Source organism: Ruegeria sp. BHSB058 (assembly GCF_059613285.1).
This window is the reverse complement of the sequence record NZ_JBXWSF010000175.1, coordinates 1-1987: the sequence shown is the minus strand read 5'-3', so window position 1 is coordinate 1987 and position 1987 is coordinate 1. Positions and strand designations below refer to the sequence as shown.

3 protein-coding genes are annotated in these 1987 nt (G+C 56.8%); all 3 read left to right on the top strand.

Features of this window, described 5'->3' with window-relative positions:
• Nucleotides 1–511 (top strand): type IV secretory system conjugative DNA transfer family protein (locus AC2FNB_RS21120; protein ID WP_496748690.1); only part of this gene is annotated, 511 nt, incomplete at its 5' end.
• A gap of 17 nt (nucleotides 512–528) precedes the next feature.
• Complete coding sequence (locus tag AC2FNB_RS21115; protein ID WP_496748689.1) at nucleotides 529–1080, top strand: hypothetical protein; 552 nt, start codon at nucleotides 529–531, stop codon at nucleotides 1078–1080.
• A gap of 225 nt (nucleotides 1081–1305) precedes the next feature.
• The coding region (locus tag AC2FNB_RS21110) for a replication initiator protein A (protein WP_496748688.1) at nucleotides 1306–1987 on the top strand (682 nt) is incomplete at its 3' end.

Below are 1987 nucleotides of genomic sequence, written 5' to 3'. Positions count from 1 at the left end.
CCTGACGGCCACCACAGCCGCTCAGAGCGCGTCTCAGCGGCTTTCCTCCCCTACCCTCTTCCTCCTAGATGAGTTCGCCGCCCTGGGCCGTCTGGAGGCCGTGGAGCGCGCCATGGGGCTGATGGCGGGCTACGGGCTTCAGCTCTGGCCGATCCTGCAGGACATGAGCCAGCTCAAAGACCTCTATGGCGAACGCGCTGGCACCTTCATCGCCAATGCCGGGGTGCAACAGGTCTTCGGAGTAAATGATTTTGAGACGGCAAAGTGGCTGAGCCAGATGATCGGCCAGGAAACTGCCGGGTTCCAGACCGACAGCTTCAAACCCGGCGATGGCCAAAGCTTCTCGAACCACCTCACGGGCCGCGATCTGCTGACCCCCGATGAAATCATGCAGCTCCCGCCGGAACGCCAGCTTTTGCGCGTCCAGGGGCAGGCCACCGCCGTCGCGCAAAAGCTGCGTTACTACGCCGATCCTGAATTTGCCGGGCTGTTCACGCCTGAAGCCCGATAACCTGAAAGCAATCCGCCATGTCTGACACGCCTGCCTCCCCTGCCCCGCTTTCGGACGATGATCTGCGCGAAACGCTCGATCTTCTCGCCACGGCTGTCGCCAGCATTTCGGATCGGGTTGATGATCAGACACGGGTGCTCGACCGCGTGAACAAGACAGCGACGGAAGCTCGCTCTGCCGCCTTTGCCGCTCAAAAGCAGACGGACCCCGAACACTATGGCAAGATTGTTGGCGCGACCATCGACGGCAAGATCGGCGACACCCTGACCCGCGTTGGCCAGATGGCCGGTGATCTCCTCCGGGCTTCCAACCACACTCAGGAGGTTCTCAGGAAAGCTGAGGATGCCAGGTCGGACACCATGCGTCAGCTTTGGGAACGGGAGCAAAAGCTGGTTCGCTTCAAAAGCCGTCTTCCTTGGTTTGGTCTGGGTGCTGTCGTTCTGGCTCTTGTCCTGACGGTGACGCTTCCTCGTTTCTTAGCCAGCAACGCTTCCACATGCGCTGTGCTTGGGGCGTCCTGGACTACGACAACCACGGGTGTCGATGCCTGCGTGTTCTATCAGCGGTGAGCGGTGATGTGCTGATGGTGGTCAGGTCTGGCTCAGAAACTGGGTGTTATATTTGTGTTAGAATCTGTGTTACGCATTGCCAGAACCTGTGTAGCGATTTGTAAAATAACAACTTTCTTTGAAGGTCGGTAACTAATAACACGAATCTCGGTAACTGAAATCCTGCTTTTGGTAACTAATAACACGAATCTTGACTGCGGTAACTAAAACCACGAATGTCGACTTATGGTAACTGATAACACGAATGCCCTCGCCCCGCTCCTGCCGGATCGCCATCCGCAGCATGATTTGTTCATCTGTGATGTGGCTGACGCTGTCCTGAAGGACGTGATGCAACACATGGAGCATCCGTTTTATTCCCTCTCAAAGAAGCCTGAGACGACGATCAAGCGCTATGAGAATGGCGACAAGTGGCTGCAGATTACGCCGAGCGTCAAGGGTCTGGCGACGATCTACGACAAGGACATTCTGATCTACTGCATCAGTCAGATCATGGCGAAGCTGAAGGAGGGCGAAGCCGTTTCGCCCCGTGTCCGGATTAACTCCAGAGAGCTGCTTATCTTCACCAACCGGGGTACAAGTGGCCGGGAATACCAGTCACTACTCGATGCCCTTGATCGCCTCGAAGGGACGCGGATCAGGACAAACATTGTCACTGGTGATGAAGAGCAAGTCGATGGCTTTGGCCTGATCGATGCGTCCTCGATCCGCCGAAAGCACGGTTTGGACGGGCGTCTCTTATGGTGTGAAGTGAAGCTGTCAGACTGGGTTTTTAACGCAATCCGGAACGAAGAGGTACTGACCCTCCACCGGGACTACTTCCGCCTGCGCAAGCCCATTGAAAGACGGGTGTACGAGATCGCCCGGAAGCATTGCGGGCAGCAGAAAACCTGGCGCATCACGCTGG

Coding starts and splice junctions, on each gene's coding strand:
- AC2FNB_RS21115 (WP_496748689.1), top strand. CDS start 529: ATGTCTGACACGCCTGCCTCCCCTGCCCCGCTTTCGGACGATGATCTG.